Source organism: Brevibacterium sp., assembly GCF_022712115.1.
GTDB classification, from domain to species: Bacteria; Actinomycetota; Actinomycetes; order Actinomycetales; family Brevibacteriaceae; genus Brevibacterium; species Brevibacterium salitolerans.
Map to the genome: position 1 here is coordinate 1 of NZ_JALAHB010000166.1, position 15,914 is coordinate 15,914.

General features: G+C 71.6%; 15 protein-coding genes, 1 tRNA gene and 1 pseudogene. 6 read left to right on the top strand and 11 right to left on the bottom strand.

Annotated features, from left to right (window positions below):
• Nucleotides 1-245, bottom strand: a 245-nt coding sequence (locus Q0A33_RS09315) for a four-carbon acid sugar kinase family protein (RefSeq protein ID WP_291795384.1), incomplete at its 3' end; no start/stop codon positions are given.
• A 10-nt stretch (nucleotides 246-255) separates the two neighbouring features.
• The gene (locus tag Q0A33_RS09320) at nucleotides 256-1,728 is read right to left on the bottom strand and encodes a GntP family permease (RefSeq protein WP_291795386.1); all 1,473 of its coding nucleotides are present in this window, start codon (nucleotides 1,726-1,728) and stop codon (nucleotides 256-258) included.
• A 305-nt stretch (nucleotides 1,729-2,033) separates the two neighbouring features.
• Between Q0A33_RS09320 and Q0A33_RS09325 the strand changes: the two genes are divergently transcribed.
• The gene (locus Q0A33_RS09325) at nucleotides 2,034-2,222 is read left to right on the top strand and encodes a hypothetical protein (RefSeq protein ID WP_291795388.1); all 189 of its coding nucleotides are present in this window, start codon (nucleotides 2,034-2,036) and stop codon (nucleotides 2,220-2,222) included.
• 31 nt (nucleotides 2,223-2,253) lie between these two features.
• Here Q0A33_RS09325 and Q0A33_RS09330 read toward each other — a convergent pair whose 3' ends face one another.
• Nucleotides 2,254-3,843 carry an SLC13 family permease gene (locus tag Q0A33_RS09330; protein WP_291795390.1) on the bottom strand — a complete coding sequence of 530 codons (1,590 nt, stop codon included), beginning with the start codon at nucleotides 3,841-3,843 and terminating at the stop codon, nucleotides 2,254-2,256.
• 128 nt (nucleotides 3,844-3,971) lie between these two features.
• Here Q0A33_RS09330 and Q0A33_RS09335 point away from each other — a divergent pair.
• Nucleotides 3,972-4,106: pseudogene (locus Q0A33_RS09335) on the top strand (PspC domain-containing protein); the annotation flags it as partial.
• 102 nt (nucleotides 4,107-4,208) lie between these two features.
• On the opposite strand, the gene Q0A33_RS09340 reads toward Q0A33_RS09335, so the two are convergent.
• Nucleotides 4,209-6,737 carry an excinuclease ABC subunit UvrA gene (locus tag Q0A33_RS09340; RefSeq protein WP_291795392.1) on the bottom strand — a complete coding sequence of 843 codons (2,529 nt, stop codon included), beginning with the start codon at nucleotides 6,735-6,737 and terminating at the stop codon, nucleotides 4,209-4,211.
• Between the two features lie 94 nt (nucleotides 6,738-6,831).
• A tRNA-Ala gene (locus Q0A33_RS09345) sits at nucleotides 6,832-6,904 on the bottom strand.
• Between the two features lie 188 nt (nucleotides 6,905-7,092).
• Between Q0A33_RS09345 and Q0A33_RS09350 the strand changes: the two genes are divergently transcribed.
• Together Q0A33_RS09350 and Q0A33_RS09355 are read left to right on the top strand one after the other, a co-directional pair.
• Complete coding sequence (locus Q0A33_RS09350) at nucleotides 7,093-8,223, top strand: aminotransferase class V-fold PLP-dependent enzyme (RefSeq protein WP_291795394.1); 1,131 nt, start codon at nucleotides 7,093-7,095, stop codon at nucleotides 8,221-8,223.
• A gap of 90 nt (nucleotides 8,224-8,313) precedes the next feature.
• Nucleotides 8,314-9,102 (top strand): ribonuclease H, encoded by a 789-nt coding sequence (locus Q0A33_RS09355; RefSeq protein WP_291795396.1) that lies wholly within the window; start codon nucleotides 8,314-8,316, stop codon nucleotides 9,100-9,102.
• 7 nt (nucleotides 9,103-9,109) lie between these two features.
• Here the strand turns inward: Q0A33_RS09355 and Q0A33_RS09360 are convergent, their stop codons facing one another.
• Nucleotides 9,110-9,673: a TetR/AcrR family transcriptional regulator gene (locus Q0A33_RS09360; RefSeq protein ID WP_291795398.1), complete on the bottom strand. Its 564-nt coding sequence runs from the start codon at nucleotides 9,671-9,673 to the stop codon at nucleotides 9,110-9,112.
• 52 nt (nucleotides 9,674-9,725) lie between these two features.
• Here Q0A33_RS09360 and Q0A33_RS09365 point away from each other — a divergent pair, with 52 nt between their 5' ends.
• Complete coding sequence (locus Q0A33_RS09365; protein WP_291795400.1) at nucleotides 9,726-10,739, top strand: alpha/beta fold hydrolase; 1,014 nt, start codon at nucleotides 9,726-9,728, stop codon at nucleotides 10,737-10,739.
• Between the two features lie 136 nt (nucleotides 10,740-10,875).
• Nucleotides 10,876-12,555 carry a glycerol-3-phosphate dehydrogenase/oxidase gene (locus tag Q0A33_RS09370; protein ID WP_291795412.1) on the top strand — a complete coding sequence of 560 codons (1,680 nt, stop codon included), beginning with the start codon at nucleotides 10,876-10,878 and terminating at the stop codon, nucleotides 12,553-12,555.
• 15 nt (nucleotides 12,556-12,570) lie between these two features.
• Here Q0A33_RS09370 and Q0A33_RS09375 read toward each other — a convergent pair whose 3' ends face one another.
• The 5 genes from Q0A33_RS09375 to Q0A33_RS09395 form a co-directional block, all read right to left on the bottom strand.
• Entirely contained in the window at nucleotides 12,571-12,894 is a 324-nt protein-coding gene (locus tag Q0A33_RS09375) for an SMR family transporter (RefSeq protein WP_291795402.1), read from the bottom strand.
• Nucleotides 12,891-13,295, bottom strand: coding sequence for a multidrug efflux SMR transporter (locus tag Q0A33_RS09380; RefSeq protein ID WP_291795404.1), 405 nt, complete (start codon nucleotides 13,293-13,295; stop codon nucleotides 12,891-12,893). The genes Q0A33_RS09375 and Q0A33_RS09380 overlap by 4 nt, the downstream gene beginning before the upstream one ends.
• Nucleotides 13,296-13,433: 138 nt before the next feature.
• The gene (gene phnE, locus Q0A33_RS09385; protein WP_291795406.1) at nucleotides 13,434-14,264 is read right to left on the bottom strand and encodes a phosphonate ABC transporter, permease protein PhnE; all 831 of its coding nucleotides are present in this window, start codon (nucleotides 14,262-14,264) and stop codon (nucleotides 13,434-13,436) included.
• Nucleotides 14,261-15,076 (bottom strand): ATP-binding cassette domain-containing protein, encoded by an 816-nt coding sequence (locus tag Q0A33_RS09390; RefSeq protein WP_291795408.1) that lies wholly within the window; start codon nucleotides 15,074-15,076, stop codon nucleotides 14,261-14,263. Before Q0A33_RS09390 ends, phnE begins: the two co-directional genes overlap by 4 nt.
• The coding region (locus Q0A33_RS09395; RefSeq protein ID WP_291795410.1) for a phosphate/phosphite/phosphonate ABC transporter substrate-binding protein at nucleotides 15,076-15,914 on the bottom strand (839 nt) is incomplete at its 5' end. The genes Q0A33_RS09390 and Q0A33_RS09395, both read right to left, overlap by 1 nt.

The following is a 15,914-nucleotide window of genomic DNA, read 5'->3' on the forward strand; positions in this document are numbered from 1 at the left end:
CACCTGTCCCCCGCCCACGCCGCCTCGCGCACCCGCGAGGCGGCGGGGGCGGGGGACAGGTGGCGGGAGTCCGTGGTGGCGGCGAGGGCGTCGAACTCCTCCCGGTAGGGGGAGATCCGCGCGGCGCGGTCGCTCTGGTCCGCGCCGGCGCGGATGGTGCCGGCGCGCAGACCCAGCCGGACCATGCCGTTGGCGGTGCCGTTGGAGCCCGTGAGGTCGTCGCCCACGATCAGGACATCGGACATGCGCCCCGCCTCAGCCGACCACGAGGTTGAGGACGATGAGCAGCGGGATCGAACCGGCCCAGACCACGGAGGTGATGCCGGACCAGCCCTTGATGGCGTCGAGTCCGTCCAGTCCCGTGAACTTCGTGACGACCCAGAAGTAGGAGTCGTTGAAGTAGCTGAACACCATCGAGCCGCAGACGCAGGCCATCACGGCGACGAGCGGGTCCAGGCCGGAGCCGGCCACCACGGAGGCGGAGACGGAGGCGGCGGTGATCATCGCGACGGTGCCGGAGCCCTGGGCGATGCGCACAACGGAGGCGATGATGAAGGGGACGAAGAGCACCGGCAGCGGGGTCGCAGCGACGGCCTCGGCGAGTGCCGCGCCCACGCCGGATTCGCGGAGCACGGCGCCCAGGCCGCCGCCCGCACCCGTGATGAGGAGGATGAGGCCGGCGGAGCCTGCGGCCTCGGCGAGCCAGTTGTGGACCTGCTTGCGCGGGGTCCAGCGGGGGAGCAGGACGTAGACGGCGAGGATGATGCCGATCGTGAGGGCGATGACGGGATTGCCGAAGAAGATGAGCGGCTGCGCCCAGTCGGAGGCGACATACGCGTCGTCGTCGCCGAGCACGCCCTGGCTCGCCTTGTCCACGGCGCTGGCCACCGTGTTGCCCACGATGAGCAGCAGCGGGAGGACGAGCGGGAGGGCGCCCAGCAGCGCGCTGGGCCGGTGCGGCTTGCGTCCGGGAGGGGTGGGCCCCAGGTGGTCCTCGGGGTTGTAGGTGGACACCGAGGTGAGGCTGCCGCCGTCGCTGCTGCCTCCGCGGGCTGCGAGCTCGACGTCATGGCCGGAGCCGTAGACCTCCTCCGCGACCAGCGGGTTGAGGCGCGCCTCCAGCTTGGGGCCGATCCAGCGGGCGTAGAGGACGACGAGGGGGAGGAGGCAGACGGTGAAGATGAGGCCGGTGAGGATGACGGAGCCCATGTCCGCGCCCAGGAGGCCGGTGACGGCGAGCGGGCCCGGCGTGGGCGGGACCATGTGGTGGGTGAGTGTCATGCCGCAGCCCAGGGCGAGTGCGAGGGTGACGTAGGCGCCCTTCTTCACGCGCGCGATGGAACGGGCCAGCGGATTCATGATGACGAAGCCGGAGTCGCAGAACACGGGGATCGAGACCAGCGAGCCCACGGTGCCCATCGCCCACGGCTCGCGGCCCTTGCCGAACATCCGGAGGAACGCACGGGCGAGTGCGTCGGCGCCGCCGGAGACCTCGAGGATCTTGCCGATGAAGACGCCGAGGCCGATCACGATGCCCACGCTTGCGAGCGTGGAGCCGAAGCCGTCGGTGATCCAGGTGATCGTGTCGAGGATGTCCGCGCCGGCGACGATGCCGGTGACGAGTCCTGCGATGAGGAGGGCGACGAAGGCGTCGAGGCGGGTCCGGAGGACCAGCACGACGATCGTCGCGATGCCTAGCACGAGGGCGAGTAAGAGCTGCACATCCATGGTTGGGGATGCTCCTTGCGGGATCGAGGGGCCCTGCGGTGAGCGGCGGTGACCGGCGCAGGCGGAATCAGAGCGAGTATACGCACGGATCACTCAATGTTTCCACATTTGTTGCTCACTCTGCGCAGAAATGCTGTCTGCAGACGTGCTGACTGCAGAGGTGCTGTGCGCAGAACGACTCCGTGCCGGACTAGAGGCGGAATCCTCGCGGAGACACAGGCGTTCTGGGGACGAGCCCGCAGATGCGCGGCCAGCAGGGTGCTGCACGCGGGCGGCAGGCTGTGAGGAGAGCGGAGGACGACGGTATGTGCGAGCGGACGAGGGCACGGGAAGCGGAACGGGACGAGGCGCCGGAGGCCACGGCGGCGCCGGAGGCCATCGAGGCTGAGGCGGTGCCGGAGGAATCCGACCCCGGCCTCGGCGTCCTCCGTCTCGACGACCTCTGGGACCTGGAGTCCGGTCCGGCGTGCCGCGCGGACGGCACCTGCGACTGAGGGCACGCAGGCACACTCGCCGGCGCGCGTCTCAGAAGGGCCAGATGAGCGGCACGTACAGCACGGCGACGAGGAGGTAGGCGGCCATGAGGGGCAGCCCCAGCCTCCAGTAGTCGCCGAACCGGTAGCCGCCCGCCCGCATGACGATGAGATTGCCCGCCGTGGCGACCGGAGTGAGGAAGGATGCGGCTCCGCAGATCGCCAGGCCCATCATGAAGGGCTCCGGGTTGGTCCCCGTGGAGAGTGCCACGGCGGTGGCGATCGGGATCATCACGAGCACCGTGGCGAGGTTGGACATGAACTGCCCCAGCGCCATCGAGAGCAGGCAGAGGGCGAGCAGGGCCAGGTGCGGGGAGGCCGTGCCCAGGAACGAGAGCATGATGTCCGAGACGATCGTCGCGGCGCCGGTGTCCACGAACGCCGTGGACAGGGGGACCATGCCGCCCACGAGGATGATGATGCTCCACGGGACCGAACGGTAGACGTCCGGGATCTTCACCACGCGCATGGCGAGCAGGGCGCCGGCGGCCAGCATGGTGGCGACGGCGGTGGGGACGGCCCCGGTGGCGAGCAGGAGGACCATGCCCGCGAAGACGACGAGGGTCCGCCTGGCCCCGAGGCTCAGCGGCACCGCCCGCTGGAAGGACTGCGGATCCGCGACCGCGATGACGTCCGGGGAGGCGACGTAGCGGCGCAGGGCGTCCCACGGCCCCTGGACGAGCACGGCGTCCCCGGCCTGGAGCTCCATCGCGTGCGACTCGCCCTCCGCACCGCGGACCACGGAGCTCTGCTCCTCCCCGCGGCGCACGCCGAGGATGACGAGGTCCTCCCTGCTCGTGGTCATCCCGGGTGCGACCTTCCGCCCGATCAGCGACGAGCGCGGTGCGATGAGGACCTCGGCGACGCCGCCGCTCGCGGTGAACAGATCCTTCGGCACGATGTCGACGTGGTAGTTCTCCTGCAGCGTGCGCGCGTGGCTGACGGGATCAGGCATCGCCATGGCCTCCGTCGTGCGCACGGGCAGGAGCCTGTCGCCGGCGAGCAGGACGATGACGATGGTCAGAGCCACGAGGGGGATGCCGACGAGGGCGAACTCGAAGTAGCCGAACTCCCTGCCGCCGGCGGAGGCCGCGGCCTGAGAGGCGACGATGTTCACCGGCGAGGCGGTGAGGGTGAGCAGCGAACCGCCGCTGGCGAGGAAGGCCAGGGGGATGAGCATCTTGGAGGGGACGATCCCGGCCCGGACGGTCACGACCACGACCACCGGGAGGAGGGCGCCGACGGTGCCGCTCACGCTGATGAAGGCCCCGAGGATGCCTGCCGTCACCCCGATGATGAGGGTGAGTCTGGTGCGTCCGCCTCCGGCCTTCGCGACGACGAAGTTCGCCAGCCAGGCGGTGACGCCGGAGGCGCCCAGGGCCTCGATGACGATGAAGAGCGTGGCGATGAAGACGATGGTGGGGTCGCCGAAGCCCGCGAAGGCCTCCGGCAGGGTGAGCACGCCGGTCGCCCACAGTGACAGTGCGACGCCGCTGGCGACGATGGCCAGGGGCACGCGGCCGCTGATGAACGCGATCATCGCCGCGCCGAGAATCAGGAAGGTCCAGGTCGCAGCATCCACCTGCTCAGGATAGCCGGGTGCGCAGATCAGATATATGGTCCGGGGAGCGGCCGGCCTTCCGGTTTTCCCCCGCATCCGCGAGGGAGAGCACCCCTGTGCGGTCCGGCGGCAGCGCGTACCGTCGAGGTATGAGAATCTTCTTCGACTCGATCAGAGGCATCCGCTTCCGCCGCGGCCCCGCTCGTCTCCTCGGGGGCATCGCGGGAGGGCTGGCTGAGGTGACCGGTCTCAACGTGTGGCTGGTCCGCCTGCTCGTCCTCCTCTCCTTCCTCCTGCCGTTCGTGGGGATCGGTCTCTACGCGGCCGTCTGGCTGCTGACCCCCTGGCAGGACGGGGAGCATCCCGCTCGAACGGGCGGTGGGAGGTCATCCGGAGCGCTGAGGCGGGGACAGGTGCGCGCGCAGGTACCGGCCGGTCACGCTCCGGTCGTCTGCCGCGACCTCGGCGGGAGAGCCGGTCGCGACGATCCGCCCGCCCTCGGCTCCGCCGCCCGGACCCATGTCGATGAGGTGGTCCGCGTTCGCGATCATGTCGAGGTCGTGCTCGATGACCACCACGGTGCCGCCCTGGTCGAGCAGGCGCTGGAAGACCCCGATGAGCCCCCGGACGTCCTCGGGGTGCAGGCCCACGGTCGGTTCGTCGAAGACGAACAGGGAGTGCGTCTGCGTCCTGCCGAGCTCGGCGGCGAGCTTGAGCCGCTGGGCCTCGCCGCCGGAGAGGGCGGGAGTGGCCTCGCCGAGGGTGAGGTACCCGAGTCCCACGTCCCGCAGCGCCTGCAGCCGCGAGCGGACTCTGCGCATGTCGTCCACGTGGGGGATCGCCTCCGCCACGGTGAGCGCGAGCAGGTCCGGCAGCGAGAGGTCCTCCCCGCCGGCGGCGGAGGGGCGGCGGTGCGCATCAGCCGCGGGGGAGTAGCGGCGCCCACGGCACTCGGTGCACGGGATGTCGACGTCCGGGAGGAACTGCACGTCGAGGGTGATCTCCCCGGTGCCCTCGCAGCGCGGGCAGCGCAGTGAGCCGGTGTTGTACGAGAAGTCGCCGGCGGTGAGACCTGCCGACTTCGCGGAGTCGAGACGTGCGTACGCGCGGCGCAGGTCGTCGAGGGCGCCGCTGTAGGTTGCGACGGTCGAGCGGACGTTGATGCCGATCGGGGTCGCGTCCACGACGTCGACCTTCTCGATGCCGTCGGAATCCACGGCGAGGACGTGCTGTGGGCGGGACCGTCCGTTCTCGGCGCGGAGCGCGGGCACGAGGCTCTCGAGCACGAGAGTGCTCTTGCCGGAGCCGGAGACCCCGGTGACCACGGTGAGCCGTCCGCGGGGGATCGCGACTTCGAGGGCATGCACAGTGTGGATCGGCGCGGTGCGCAGCGCGATCGTGCCGTGGGCGAACATGTGGTCACCGGCCGCAGCGGTGCGCACCCGCACCTGTGCGCGGCCGGTGAGGTGGGGGCCGATGCGGGAGGCGGGGCAGCGGTCGAGCTCCGCGACGGTGCCCGCGGCGACGACGGTGCCGCCCTCGCTGCCGGAGCCGGGGCCGATCTCGATGAGGTGCTCGGCCTCGCGGAGCACGAGCGGGTCGTGGTCGACCATGACGACGGAGTTGCCCTCCTCGAGGAGATCCGTGAGAACGCCCTGGAGGCCCCGGATGTTGGAGGGGTGCAGGCCGATCGAGGGCTCGTCGAGGACGTAGAGCACGCCGGTGGTCTCGTTGCGGACGGCACGGGCGAGCTGCACGCGCTGCCGCTCACCCGTGGAGAGGGACGAGCCGGCGCGGTCGAGCGCGAGGTAGCCGAGCCCCAGGTCGAGCAGCCGGCGGGCCATCCCGAGGAGCGTGTCGACGAGGCTCCGGGCCAGGGGGTGCATCGCCTCCGGCAGGGTCTCCGGCACGGTCGCGGCCCACGCGACGAGCTCGTCGAGGGTGTGCGCGGTGACGTCCGCGAGCCCCAGCTCGCCGATCCGCGGGGCGGCGGCGGTGGCCGAGAGCCGGGTGCCGCCGCACGCGGGGCACACGCGTTCGAGGAGGAAGCGGCTCACGCGGGCGAGCCGCTTCTCGTCGTCGGCGCGTCTGAGCTCCTCGGTGACGGTGAGGCGGGCGTTGCGGAAGGTGAAGTCGAGCTCGTGCACGCCCTTCTTCGAGGTCACCGTGATGTGCTTCTTCTCCTCGGGGCCGTTCAGCACGATCTCGCGCTCCCACTCGTCGAGGTCGCGCCAGGGCACGTCGGTGCGCACTCCGAACTCGCGTGCGATCTGGGGCTGGACGTTGAAGCCGAACATCTGCCACGGGAGGACGGCGCCGTCCTCGAGGGTCATGCCCTCGTCGCGGATGAGCGCGGCGTCGTCGACCTCGCGCACCGTGCCCGTGCCCTCGCAGCGCGGGCAGGCCCCGGCGGAGTTGAACGCGAGGGCCTCTGCTCCCGGAGCCTCGAAGCTCACCCCGCAGACGGGGCAGACGATCGGCTCCTCAGCGGCGACGGCGAGGGTCGGGGACTGCCGGTGCCCGTGGGGGCACACGTGCGAGGCGAGCCGGGAGAACATCAGCCGCACCACGTTGAGCAGCTCGGTGGAGGTGCCGAAGGTGGAGCGCACCCCGGGCACGCCGGGCCGCTGCCGCAGCGCCAGCGCCGCGGGCACGTGACGGACCCGGTCGACGTCGGCGCGCGTCGCCTGCCCCATGCGGCGCCGCGTGTAGGTCGACAGCGCCTCGATGTAGCGGCGCGAGCCCTCGGCGTAGAGCACCCCCATCGCGAGGGAGGACTTGCCCGATCCGGAGACGCCGGCGATCGCGACGAGGGTGTTCAGCGGCACGTCGACGTCGATGTCCCGCAGATTGTGCACGCGGGCGCCCCGCACCTCGATGGTCTGCGCGGCGGAGCCCGCACGGCGTGTCCTCACGGTGCCTCCTTCCGTGCCCGGAGTCCGGCAGCCTCTCCGGATGCGGAAGAGGCCGTCCCCACTGTGTGGAAACGGCCTCTGTACTGCTGTCCTGTGGAGCTAAGGGGAATCGAACCCCTGACCTCTTCATTGCGAACGAAGCGCTCTACCAACTGAGCTATAGCCCCTCCGCCGTTGTGCGGCGACCTGAGTACTCTACGACCGTCCGGGCCTCCGTGCCAAATCCGCCGGGGTGTGAGCTGCGCCATGACGGGTGATGCCGCCCCGACCGCCATTTCCGCTGTCGTAGAGTGAGCGGGAAGGTGCTCCTGGGCACGCCGCGCAATCCGCTCCTCCGCTGTGAAGGGACTCCCGCATGAAGCTTCCGCACGACGACATCGACCCCGACGGCCTCCTCGAATACTCGGTGGTCTTCACCGACCGCTCGCTCAACCACATGTCACGGCGCTTCACCGGTGTCATGCAGGAGGTCCTCGACATCCTCTGCACCACCTACGGGGCAGACCATGCGGCTGTCGTCCCGGGCGGCGGCAGCTACGCGATGGAGTCGGTCGCGCGCTCGCTGGCGACGGGCCGGCGCTGCCTCGTGGTGCGCAACGGGCTCTTCTCCTACCGCTGGTCGCAGATCCTCGAGGCGGGAGCGATCGCGGACGAGGTGGCGGTCTGCGCGGCCCGGCCTGTGGCGGACGAGCACCGGGCCGCCTGGCGTCCGGCTCCCATCGAGGAGGTGACCGCGCGGATCGCCGAGCAGCGTCCCGAGGTGGTCTTCGCGCCGCACGTCGAGACCGCTGCCGGTCTCCTCCTGCCGGACGACTACGTCCGCGCGCTGGCGGAGGCCGTCCACGCCGTCGGCGGGCTGCTGGTGCTCGACTGCGTCGCCTCGGGTGCGGTGTGGGTCGATATGCGCGACCTCGGGGTCGATGTGCTCATCAGTGCTCCCCAGAAGGGCTGGTCGGGGTCCCCGGCGGCCGGCTACGTGATGCTCGGCGACGAGGCCCGCGAGGCGGTGCTCGCTCGCCCCTCCTCGAGCTTCTCCCTGGATCTCGCGAAGTGGCTCTCCACCGCGGAGGAGTACCTGCAGGGCCGCACGCCGTACCACGCGACGATGCCCACGGACACGCTGGCGCACAACGCCTCCCTCATGCGCGAGACCCGCGACCGCGGCCTCGAGAGTCTGCGTGCCGCCCAGTTCGATCTGGGCGCGCGGGTGAGGGAGCTGCTGGCGGAGCGCGGCCTCCCCTCGGTCGCGGCCGCTGACTTCGCCGCTCCCAGCGTCGTGGTCGTCCACACGGACGATCCGCAGCTGCGCACCGGGGCCCGCTTCAAGGAGGCCGGCGTCCAGATCGCGGCCGGTGTGCCCCTGCACTGCGGAGAGCCGGAGGACTTCTCGACGTTCCGGCTGGGCCTCTTCGGCCTCGACAAGCTCGGCGACGTGGACGGCACCGTCTCCCGCCTCCGTACGGCGCTGGACTCCCTGGGAATCTGAGCCTCCCGCCCTCTGAGAAGATGTCCGGCGAGCATCACCCCTGCTGACAGGGGTGATGCGCACACGCCCCCTCGGAGAATCGGAGACCAGATGACAGCGAGCGCTCTGCGCATCGGCACGGACGGCGCCGCACGGAAGAACCCGGGGCCCGCCGGCTGGGCCTGGGTGGACGAGACCGGCCGCTATGCCGCCGGCTCCTGGGTGCGGCAGACCAACAACGTCGCGGAGCTCACCGGCATCAAGATGGCGCTGGCCGACCACCCGGGCGTCCCGCTCGTCATCGAGTCTGACAGCCAGTACGCCATCAACTGCCTCACCAAGTGGGCGCGCGGCTGGAGGAGGAATCCGGCGAAGGCGGAGGGGAAGAAGAACCTCGACCTCATCTACTCCATCCTCGACCTCATGGATGCCCGCAGCCATCCCGTCGACTTCGTCTGGGTGCGGGGCCACGACGAGACCAATGCGCACCCGCTCAACACCGCAGCGGACCTCCTCTCCGCACAGTTCGCGGACATGCGCGCGGATCAGGAGCGGGTCACCGGGACGCACGCGATCGACTGGGAGCGCAGGCCGGGAAGCATCGCCGCCGAGGCCGGCTCCGGGTCCACCGCCGGTTCCGCTGTGAAGGGCACAGCTGCGAAGGGCGGCCGCAAGCGCAGAGGCCCCTGGGCGACCCAGACGGAGCTCGGTGCGGAGCTGGGCCTGTCCTCGATCGCGGTGGGCAGGCGACTGGAGTCGATCGGCCTGCGCGCGGACAAGCAGGCCACCCAGGCGGCGCTGGACGACGGCCTCGCCAAGGCGCGGAAGATGAAGACCGGCGCCACCTTCTACGTCTGGCACTCCGGCAAGGTCCTGCCGCTGCTGCGGAAGCAGGGCTGAGGGCCGCTCACCCCTCCCGGAGCGCGGCGATCTCCTCGCGCACGAGGCCCAGGGCCTCTTCAGCCTGCACGGCCCGCAGGAGCACCTGCTGCGCCAGACCTGCGCTCAGGCCCATGAGCCGCGGCGCGGCGGACTCGTCGGCGCCGGCGCGGCGCAGGAGAGCTGAAGCCTCCTCCAGGCCCCGGTGCGTCGCCTCTCGCGCGATCTCTCCGATCGCCGGATCGACCACGCCCCGGGCCATGTACGCATACCAGACGGCGGCACCGAGGCGGAGCTCCTCCGAGCGCGGGATGGGCTGCATGAGCAGCTGGGCGAGGGCCTCCCAGGGGGACTGCGAGCGGGACGTCCTCTCCGCGTGCACGGCTGCGGAGGCGTCGATCAGCTCGCGGCAGCCGGCGCGCACCAGTGCGTCCTTCGACGCGAAGTAGTGCTGGACGCGGCCCACGGAGAATCCCGCAGACCGGGCCACGGCCTGGAATGTCACACCCTCGATGCCGCGCTCGCTGATGACCTCCCAGAGCGCATGGACGATCTCAGTGCGGCGCTGGTCGTGGTCGACGATCTTGGGCATGCGCACAGCCTATCGCCGTTTACAGTATGTGCGTACTGTGAAACTATGCGGTATGAGCATATTGCGAAGAACCCGATGGCTGAAGGTCGTCGCCGCGGTGCTGGTCCTCGGGCTCGCCGCCGTGGGGATCGTGAGCACGTACCGCTGGTTCGCGGGTCCGCCGGGAGTGGGGCACTTCCGCACGGTGGAGGGGCGGGAGGCGTACGAGAGGAGCTATGCCGAGGCGATGAGCACCCTGCCGGAGCCCGTCGCGCAGCACGATGTGCCCACGTCCTACGGCACGGTGCGCGTCTACGAATGGGCGCCGGCGCAGGAGGAGGGCGCGCAGGACGAGAGCGCGCAGGCCCCGCCGGTGGTGCTCATCCCGGGGCGGGCCTCGGGCGTGCCCATGTGGCAGTCCAACCTGGAGGGCTTCGCGGCCTCCCACCGGGTGCTGGCGTTCGACTCGCTCGGTGACGCGGGCATGTCCGTCCAGGCCGCGCCCATCCGCGACTTCGCGGAGCAGGGGGACTGGATCGACCAGGTGCTTTCTACCCTCGCCCCGGAGGGCGCGCATCTCGTGGGCCACTCCTTCGGCGGCGCGACCGCGGCCGCATACGCCGTCGACCATCCGGAGCGGGTCCGCTCCCTCACCCTCCTGGAGCCCGTCCTCACCCTTGCGCATCCCCCGGCGGAGATGCTCTGGTGGGCGACGGTCGTCTCTCTGCCGGGCCTTCCGCAGGGACTGCGCGAGCGCGCACTCACGCGGGTGGGCGGCGGCGAGTACGACGGTGCGGATCCGCTGGCCGCGATGATCGACGCGGGCACGAAGCACTTCTCCGCGGCGCTGCCCACGCCCTCGCCGCTGACCGCGGAGCAGGCCGACCGGCTGGACATGCCCGTGAGCATCGCCCTTGCGGACTCAGGCTCCCTCGCCGGCGGTGCGGACGTCGAGGACCGTGCGCGGGAGCTCGTCCCGGAGGCCGAGGTGCGCACCTGGACGGGCACCTCGCATTCCCTGCCGATGGAGGTCGCGGGCGAGCTGGACGGCGTCCTCGCGGAGTTCTGGCAGGAGAGCGAGGGCTGACCCTCCGCACCGCGACCGCACGACTGTCGCACTCCGATCCTCGCAGGGTCTTCTCCTGCTCCGCTGTGCCTGATTGACTGGGGGCATGCGAACGGCAGCACTCTCCCCGGCTCAGCGCACGGACGCACTGCAGGCGATGACCTCTTCGCGGCTCGACGTCCTCGTGATCGGCGGCGGGGTGGTGGGCGCCGGAGCCGCGCTGGACGCCGCCACCCGCGGGCTGCGCACGGGCCTCGTCGAGGCCCGCGACTTCGCCTCCGGCACCTCGAGCCGGTCGAGCAAGCTCATCCACGGCGGCCTGCGGTACCTGGAGATGCTGGACTTCCGGCTGGTGGCGGAGGCGCTCGCGGAGCGCAGCCTGCTGCTGGACCGCCTCGCGCCGCACCTGGTCCGGCCGGTGCCGTTCCTCTATCCGCTCACCCGCCGGGTCTGGGAGCGGGGGTACGTGTCCGCGGGGGTGACGCTGTACGACTCGCTCGCCGCACTCTCCGGCCGTGCCCGAGGCGTCCCCAGGCACCGGCAGCTCACTCGCGCAGGTGCGCGCCGGGTCATGCCGAGCCTGCGCCGGGACGCCCTGGTGGGCGCCGTTCAGTACTTCGACGCGCAGGTCGACGATGCGCGCCACACCATGATGCTCGCCCGCACGGCGGCCTCCTACGGCGCCCACATCGCCACGCGCGCACGGGTCACCGGCCTCCTGCGCGACGGCGGCCGGGTGGTGGGAGCTGTGGTGCGTGACCTGGAGAGCGGACGGACCCTCGAGGTGCGCGCCCACCAGGTCATCAACGCCACCGGGGTGTGGACGGACGAGACGCAGGCGATGGCCGGGGAGCGCGGCCAGTTCCACGTGCGCGCGTCGAAGGGCATCCACCTCGTGGTCCCCCGTGACCGCATCCGCGGACGCTCCGGGCTCATCCTGCGCACGGAGAAGTCCGTGCTCTTCGTCATCCCCTGGGGACGGCACTGGATCATCGGCACGACGGACACGCCCTGGGACCTCAGCAAGGACCATCCCGCCGCGAGCGCCCAGGACATCGACTACCTGCTGAGGCACGTCAACAGGGTGCTCGCGGACCCGCTCACGCGGGAGGACGTGGAGGGGGTGTACGCCGGGCTGCGACCGCTGCTGGCGGGGGAGTCGGACGCGACGAGCACGCTGTCCCGCGAGCACGCCGTCTCCACCGCCACCACGGGGCTCGTGGTGGTGGCCGGCGGCAAGTACACGACCTACAGGGTGATGGCGGCCGATGCCGTGGACGCCGCCGCGGACGGCCTGCGCGCGCAGCTGGGCCGTGCCGTGCCCGCCTGCTGCACGGAGGACGTGCCGCTCGCCGGTGCGGACGGATACGCCGCTTGCCGGAACCAGCGGACGTCGCTGGCGCGGCGACACGGCCTCGGCACGGACAGGGTCGATCACCTGCTGGGGCGGTACGGCTCGCTCGCGCTCGAGGTGCTCGCACTCATCGCCGAGCGGCCGGAGCTGGGCGAGCCGCTCCCGGGTGCGGAGGACTATCTGCGCGCGGAGGTGGTCTACGGGACCACGCACGAGGGGGCGCGCCACCTCGAGGACGTCCTCGCGCGGCGCACCCGCGTCTCGTTCGAGACCTTCGACCGGGGCGTGGAGGCCGCCGGGGAGGCGGCGGAGCTCATGGCGCCGGTGCTGGGCTGGAGCCGGCAGCAGTGTGCGGCGGAGGTGGAGCACTACCTCCTCCGCGTCGCCGCGGAGCGGGAGAGCCAGACGATGCCCGACGACGAGACCGCGGACGCCGCGCGGCTGGGCGCTCCGGACGTCGTTCCTCTCCGGGAGGAGGGCTGAAGCCCCGGGCGCGGCTCAGTGCGTGCTGCCGAGCTCCACGGCCAGCACGCCGAGGCCGATGAGCACGATCCCGCCCGCCATGAGCCAGGTGAGGGGCTCCCGGAAGAGGAGGCGGCTGAGGACGGCGGTGAGCGCCACCCCCGCGGCCGCCCAGATCCCGTACGCCACGCCCAGCGGCATGCCGTGGGACAGCGCCAGCGAAAGCAGGCTGAACGCCGCGACGTAGCCCACAGCCACCGGTGTGAACCAGATGCGCCCGCCGGAGGCGGCCATGCGCAGGGTGAGGGTGCCGCCCACCTCGCAGACCACCGCGGCGAGGAGGAAGAGCCACGCGGTCATGCCGGGTCTCCTTCCCGCCGCCGCGCGGCGCCGGAGCCCAGCTCCACGCAGACCACCCCGGCGACGATGAGACAGATGCCCACGCCCATGAGCAGGCTGAGGGGTTCGCCGAAGAGCGCGTGGGAGAGGAGCGCGGTGAGGGCGACGCCGGAGGCGCCCCAGATCCCGTAGGCCACGCCCAGCGGCATCCCGGCCCTGAGGACGGCCCCCAGGCAGACGAAGGCGGCGGTGTAGCCGGCGACCACGACGACGTAGAGGAGGGGCTCCTCCAGTGCCCCCTTGAGGGAGAGCGAGGCCGCGACCTCCACGAGGATCGCGGTGAGGAGAAACAGCCAGGCCCTCAGCTGCCGGGGTGCGTGCACGTGCGCCGTGGGGGTTCCCGGAGTGCTGTGCCCGGTCATCGCGGCCTCCTCTCCTGCGGCGGTGCGAGCCGGCGGTGCGCCGGACTCAGCCAGGCAATCTACCAGACAGAACCGTCCGGACGGTACAGGGGTACTGTGCCGTCCGGACGGTCCCGGCGGATGAGGGCGCGGATCAGCTCACAGCGCGAGACGCCTGCGGACGGCCGCGGAGAACAGGTCCACGACGATCACGAGGACGAGGACGACGATGATCTGCGTGAGCATCGCGTCGAACTGGAAGGACTTGATCGACTGGTTGATGAGGAGTCCGATCCCGCCGGCTCCCACGAGGCCCAGTACCAGGGAGGAGCGCACGTTCACATCGAAGCGGTAGAGCAGCAGTCCCAGCAGTGAGGCGCTCACCTGGGGGAAGGTGGCGTTCGCGACGATCTGGGCGCGGCTGCCGCCGGCCGTGCGCAGAGCCTCCGAGGGGCCCGGGTCGATCTCCTCGATGGACTCGGACCAGAGCTTGCCCATGACCCCGGTGTTGTGGCAGATGAGGGCGAGCACGCCGGCGAACGGCCCCAGGCCCACCGCGGTGACGAAGATGAGCGCGAAGACGATGTCCGGGACCGCGCGGAAGAACGACATGATCGCGCGGCTCACCTGGTACACCACGGCATTGGGGGCGGTGGTCCGGGAGCCCCAGACGGCCAGCAGCGCGCTGGTGGGGATGGAGAAGGTCGTGCCCAGCAGTCCGATCCACAGGGTGATGCCGGTGGCCTCGAGGGCGGGGCGGACGGTCTCGGACCAGCTGAGGTCCGGCGGGAACGCCTCGGAGAGGAAGCGGGCCATGCCCTCCCTGCCCTCGAAGAGCGCGGCGAGTGAGAACTCGGTCTCCCGCACGGCCACCACGTGCGCCACCACGAGCGCCACGACCACCACCGTGACGGCGGTGGTGCGGCCGCGGCCGCCGGAGGCGGGCGGGACGGGGCGCCGGGTGCGCGTCTGCTCCGCCGTGCGGCTCATGCTGCCGCTCCTTCCAGGAGGGCCTCGCCGTAGAGACCGGCGATCCGCTCCTCCGTGACGGTCTGCGGGGTCCCGCTGAGCGCGATGCGGCCGTCCTGCAGGCCGATGATGCGGTGGGCGTACTGCCGTGCCAGCCCGGGGGAGTGGAGGACCGCCGCGACGGCGAGGCCGTCGGTCTCCGCCAGGTCCCGCAGCAGCTCCATGACGGTGGCCGCGGCGTGCGGATCGAGGGCGGAGGTGGGCTCGTCCGCGAGGAGCACTCCCGCGCCCTGGCAGAGCGCGCGGGCGATCGCGCCGCGCTGCTGCTGCCCGCCGGAGAGCCTGCCGGCCGGCTCATGCGCCCGCTCCGCCAGTCCCACGCGGTCCAGGGCGGCCATCGCCTCCTCCCTGACCGTCTGCGGGAAAGTGAGGGGGAGGAACGACTGCAGGGTCGTCATCCGTGCGAGCGCGCCGGTGCAGACATTGGCGAGCACGCTCCTGCGCGGCACGAGGTGGAAGCGCTGGAAGACCATGGCGGTGCGGGCGTCCTGCCGGGGCCGCCGGTCACGGTGGCCGCGGTGGCCGGCGGGCCTGCCCTCGACCTCGATGGTCCCGGACTCGTGGCCGACCAGCCCGGCCACGGCGCGCAGGGTCGTGGACTTGCCGGAGCCGTTGGCGCCCAGGAAGGCCACGAGCTCGCCCGCGCGCACCTCGAAGCTCACGGAGTCCAGGACGGTCCGGCCGGCGAAGGCCAGGTGCAGGTCGGAGACCGCCAGCGCCGGCTGGGCGTGCAGGCGTGCGGCGGGGCGGGAGCTGCTGTGCGGAGTGGTCATCACACGTCCTCCTCGGTGAGGTTCATCGTCTCGGCAAGGTCGAACAGGGGCTGGTAGGTTTCATCGGTGACCTCGAGCATCTGCCCGGCGGGGGAGAAGTCGAGGAAGCCCCCGATCTCCTCCAGCACGGCGGGGTCCAGGTCGAGGAGCGCGTCCTGCACCGCGGTCTTGAACGCGGGATCCGCGTCGCCGCGGACCGTGATCGGGTCGTTGGGGATGTCCTCGGACTCCCAGATCTGCCGGAAGCCGCTGGGATCGAAGGTGCCGGCCTCCTGTGCGCTGGTGAGGGTCTGGGTGTTGATCTGTGCGGCGTCGACCGTGCCGTTGGTGAGCGCGAGCAGGGCCTCCGGATGGCCGCCGGCGTAGTTGATGTTCAGCTGGTCCTCCGCGATCCCGGACTCGGCGAGCGCGGACCGGGGCAGCACGTCGCCGGAGGTCGAGCCGACGCTGCCGAGCGCCAGGTCGTGACCGGGGAGGTCTTCGATGCCGCGCACCTCCGAGTCCTTCGGGACCCAGATGCCGCCGCGGTAGGTGCTCAGCTCGCCGTCGGCGGTGCCGAAGGAGGCCAGCGCCTCCGCATCCGCGCGCTGGGAGGCGAAGACGTAGCCCAGCGGGCCGAACTGGCCCAGGGCGCGCGTGCCGGCCGGCATGGCGAGGCCCGCGGCGGAGTAGTCCGCGAGGCCGGAGACCGCGACCTCGCAGTCGAGCGACTCGCCCAAGGCCTCGGCGAGCTTCTGGTAGGCGGGCTCGAGCTTGGTGGGATCCTCGAACGGCTCGATGCCGAACTCGATCTTCCCGTCCGGGCAGGTGGCGGACTCCGCGCTCGCCTGTGAGGAGC

What these genes read in the sequence shown, in the direction of transcription:
- Q0A33_RS09375 (WP_291795402.1), bottom strand. Translation starts at nt 12,894, where the DNA reads ATGACCGCGTGGCTCTTCCTCCTCGCCGCGGTGGTCTGCGAGGTGGGC.
- Q0A33_RS09365 (WP_291795400.1), top strand. Translation starts at nt 9,726, where the DNA reads ATGAGCATATTGCGAAGAACCCGATGGCTGAAGGTCGTCGCCGCGGTG.
- Q0A33_RS09380 (WP_291795404.1), bottom strand. Translation starts at nt 13,295, where the DNA reads ATGACCGGGCACAGCACTCCGGGAACCCCCACGGCGCACGTGCACGCA.
- Q0A33_RS09325 (WP_291795388.1), top strand. Translation starts at nt 2,034, where the DNA reads ATGTGCGAGCGGACGAGGGCACGGGAAGCGGAACGGGACGAGGCGCCG.
- Q0A33_RS09360 (WP_291795398.1), bottom strand. Translation starts at nt 9,673, where the DNA reads ATGCCCAAGATCGTCGACCACGACCAGCGCCGCACTGAGATCGTCCAT.
- Q0A33_RS09355 (WP_291795396.1), top strand. Translation starts at nt 8,314, where the DNA reads ATGACAGCGAGCGCTCTGCGCATCGGCACGGACGGCGCCGCACGGAAG.
- Q0A33_RS09370 (WP_291795412.1), top strand. Translation starts at nt 10,876, where the DNA reads ATGACCTCTTCGCGGCTCGACGTCCTCGTGATCGGCGGCGGGGTGGTG.
- Q0A33_RS09320 (WP_291795386.1), bottom strand. Translation starts at nt 1,728, where the DNA reads ATGGATGTGCAGCTCTTACTCGCCCTCGTGCTAGGCATCGCGACGATC.
- phnE (WP_291795406.1), bottom strand. Translation starts at nt 14,264, where the DNA reads ATGAGCCGCACGGCGGAGCAGACGCGCACCCGGCGCCCCGTCCCGCCC.
- Q0A33_RS09390 (WP_291795408.1), bottom strand. Translation starts at nt 15,076, where the DNA reads ATGACCACTCCGCACAGCAGCTCCCGCCCCGCCGCACGCCTGCACGCC.
- Q0A33_RS09350 (WP_291795394.1), top strand. Translation starts at nt 7,093, where the DNA reads ATGAAGCTTCCGCACGACGACATCGACCCCGACGGCCTCCTCGAATAC.